Here is a 3,227-nt window from a genome sequence, read left to right on the forward strand (position 1 = left end):
CCGCACCCCCTGGGCACCCGCACAACCCCCGTCCGCCCCCGTTGGTACGCCGCAGCGTGCGGGTCCGGAAGCCTGTACCGGCCACCCGCGCCCGTGCTGTCGTGAGCTCGCCTTTCCCGAACCCCCGAAGCCGTCGCCGCCCCCGGGCGGTACGGCCCCGAGGAGCCGCGATGCCCGAAGCACCACCGGACGAGCTGCCCGCCCTGCACGTCGAGCACGTCGACGTGACGTACGGGCGCGCCGTGTCCGCCCTCCGTTCCGTGTCCCTGACCGTGCCGCACGGGGCCGTCGTCGCCCTGCTCGGCGCCAACGGCGCCGGCAAGACGACCCTGCTGCGGGCCGTGTCCGGCACGCTGCGCCTGCACCGCGGCGCGATCACGGCCGGCCGCGTCCGCTACGGCCGGACGGTGCTCGACGGCAAGGACCCCGTCGCGGCGGTACGCGCCGGAGTCGTCCAGGTCCCCGAGGGCCGGCGGGTGTTCGCCGGGCTCTCGGTCGAGGAGAACCTGCGCTCCGGCGGACTCGGGCTCGGCCGGCGCGGGCGCGCCCAGGTCCAGGAGGCCCGCGACCGCGTCTTCGCGCTCTTCCCGCGGCTCGCCGAACGCACCCACCAGGCCGCCGGACTGCTGTCCGGGGGCGAGCAGCAGATGCTCGCCATCGGCCGCGCCCTGATGGCCGCCCCGCGCCTGCTGCTCCTCGACGAGCCCTCCCTGGGCCTCGCCCCGCAGATGGTGCACCGCATCGCCGAGGTGATCCGCGAGATCAACGCCCAGGGCACCGCCGTCCTGCTGGTCGAGCAGAACGCGGGCATGGCGCTGTCCCTCGCCGACCACGCCCACGTCCTGGAGGTCGGCGAGACCCGCCTGTCCGGCCCGGCCGGCGAACTCGCCCGCACCGACGCCGTACGCCGCCTCTACCTGGGCGAGTCGGCCGAGGACCAGGGGGCCGCGTGAACGACCGCACCCCCGCCGCGCCGCCCGTGCTCGAGGTGCGGGACGTCACCGTGCGCTTCGCCGGACTCACCGCCCTCGACGGCGTCTCCTTCACCGTCGCCCCCGGCTCGGTGCACGCGCTCATCGGACCCAACGGCGCCGGCAAGTCGACCTGCTTCAACGTGCTGTCCGGCCTGTGCCGTCCGGCCGCCGGGACGGTCACGCTCGGCGGCACCGAGCTGACCCGGCTCGCCCCGCACCGCATCGCCGCGCTCGGCGTGGCCCGCACCTTCCAGAACATCGTGACCACCCACGGCACGGTCGCCGACAACCTGATGCTCGGCCGCCACGCCCTGTCCCGCGCCGGTTTCACGGCGAGCGCGCTGCGGCTGCCGGGCGCCGTGCGCGAACAGCGCGAGCACCTCGCACGGGCCCGCGAGATCGCCGAACTGACCGGACTCGGCGACCACTTCGACAGCCCCGTGGCGCTGCTGCCGTACGGCGACCGCAAGCGCGTCGAACTCGCCCGCGCCCTCTGCCTGGAGCCCCGTGTGCTGCTCCTCGACGAACCCGTGGCCGGCATGAACGCCGCCGAACGCGCCCGCACCGCCGGGGCCGTGGCACAACTGCGCGCCGAACTCGGCCTGTCCATCGTCCTGGTGGAGCACGACATGGGCCTGGTCATGCGCCTCGCCGACGACGTCACCGTGCTCGACTTCGGCCGGCCCATCGCCCACGGCACCCCCGACGAGGTCCGTCGGGACCCCGAGGTGCTGCGCGCCTACCTCGGTACCGACACCCCGGGGGAGGACGCGGCATGACCGGATTCCTGGACGACGTCCTCGGCGGACTGGCGCTCGGCGCGGTCTACGCGCTCGTCGCGCTCGGCTTCGTCGTCATCTTCAAGGCCTCGGGCGTCCTCAACTTCGCCCACGGCTCCCTGCTGCTGCTCGGCGGCTACCTGATCGCCGTCCTCCACGACGACCTCGGCTTCGCCGGAGCGCTCGCGCTGGCGATCCTCACCACCGCCGCCCTCGCGGGCGCACTCGACCGCTTCCTGCTGCAACGCGGCGGCCAGGACGCGCACTCCGCCCATGTGCAGACCATCGTCACCATCGGCATCGACATCGTCCTGCTCACCGATCTGGCCCGGCGCATCGGCGGCGACCTGCTGACCCTGGGCGATCCGTGGGGCGACGCGGTGACCGAGCTGGGGCCGGTGACCGTCGCCGACAGCCGGCTCGCCGCGATCGCGGTGTCGGCCGTGGTCATCGGCGCGGTGTTCGCGCTCTTCCGGTTCACCCCCTGGGGACTGTCCCTGCGGGCGGCCGCGGAGGACCTGGAGGCCGCCGCCCTCATGGGCGTACGGCTCGGCCGGGTGCGGGCGGGCGCCTGGTGCCTGGCGGGCGCGCTCGCCGCGCTGGCCGCGGTGTTCCTCGCCGCGTTCCCGGCGCCCGGACTGGAGCGCACCACCGGCCAGATCGCGCTGAACGCCTTCCCCGCCGCGATCCTCGGCGGACTGGCCTCCCCGGCCGGCGCCCTCGCGGGCAGCCTGCTCATCGGCCTGACCGAGGCGCTCGTCGTCGGCCACCAGTCCGATCTGCACGTCCTCGGCGAGGGGTTCGGCGACGTCGCCCCGTACGCGGTGATGCTGCTCGTGCTCCTGGTACGGCCCACCGGGCTGTTCGGCGCGAAGGGAGCGACCCGTGTCTGACCGGCTCCCCGGCGCCCTGACGCGTCGCCGGGCCTCGATCCCGCTGCTCGCCGTCGTGCTGTGCCTGCCGCCGTTCTACCTGGACGCCTTCTGGCTGCGGATCGGCCTGTTCTCGATGGCCGCGGCCATCGGCGCCATCGGTCTCGCCCTGCTCAGCGGCACCGCGGGACAACTCTCCCTCGGCCACGCCTTCTTCCTCGCCGTCGGCGCCTACGGCTACGCGTATCTCGCGGGCGAGCCCGGCCCCGGACTGCCGCCGGCCCTCGCCGCCCTGCTCGCGGTGCTGCTCGCCGGGGCGGCGGGCGGCCTGTTCAGTCCCGTCGCCGGCCGGGTGAAGGGCATCTACCTGGGCATCGCCACCCTCGCGCTGGTCTTCCTCGGCCACCACGTGCTGCTGACGGCGGACTCCGTCACCGGCGGTTTCAACGGCCGCTCCGTGCCGCCGCTGACGCTCGGCGGGTTCACCTTCGGCGCGGACGACCCGCACCTGACCGTGCTCGGCGTGCCGTTCGGCGCGGAGGAGCGACTGTGGTTCCTGGGCCTGGGGCTGTCCGCCTTCACCTGGTTCACCGCCCGCGGCC

Annotated in this window: 4 protein-coding genes; all 4 read left to right on the plus strand. The window is 74.9% G+C overall.

The genetic code is table 11. The features are described 5' to 3' along the window. The first annotated feature begins 170 nt into the window (after window positions 1-170). A complete protein-coding gene (locus B7L92_RS34695; protein WP_081241203.1) occupies window positions 171-953 on the plus strand; it encodes an ABC transporter ATP-binding protein in 783 nt (260 codons plus the stop codon). After that, on the plus strand, window positions 950-1,753 hold the full coding sequence (locus tag B7L92_RS34700) for an ABC transporter ATP-binding protein (protein WP_081241204.1): 804 nt from the start codon (window positions 950-952) through the stop codon (window positions 1,751-1,753). The genes B7L92_RS34695 and B7L92_RS34700 overlap by 4 nt, the downstream gene beginning before the upstream one ends. After that, window positions 1,750-2,646, plus strand: coding sequence for a branched-chain amino acid ABC transporter permease (locus tag B7L92_RS34705; RefSeq protein WP_081241205.1), 897 nt, complete (start codon window positions 1,750-1,752; stop codon window positions 2,644-2,646). The genes B7L92_RS34700 and B7L92_RS34705 overlap by 4 nt, the downstream gene beginning before the upstream one ends. After that, window positions 2,639-3,227 (plus strand): ABC transporter permease subunit (locus B7L92_RS34710; protein ID WP_438364044.1); only part of this gene is annotated, 589 nt, incomplete at its 3' end. The genes B7L92_RS34705 and B7L92_RS34710, both read left to right, overlap by 8 nt.

The organism is Streptomyces viridosporus, assembly GCF_002078235.1.
GTDB classification, from domain to species: domain Bacteria; phylum Actinomycetota; class Actinomycetes; order Streptomycetales; family Streptomycetaceae; genus Streptomyces; species Streptomyces viridosporus.

Coding starts and splice junctions, on each gene's coding strand:
- B7L92_RS34695 (WP_081241203.1), top strand. CDS start 171: ATGCCCGAAGCACCACCGGACGAGCTGCCCGCCCTGCACGTCGAGCAC.
- B7L92_RS34705 (WP_081241205.1), top strand. CDS start 1,750: ATGACCGGATTCCTGGACGACGTCCTCGGCGGACTGGCGCTCGGCGCG.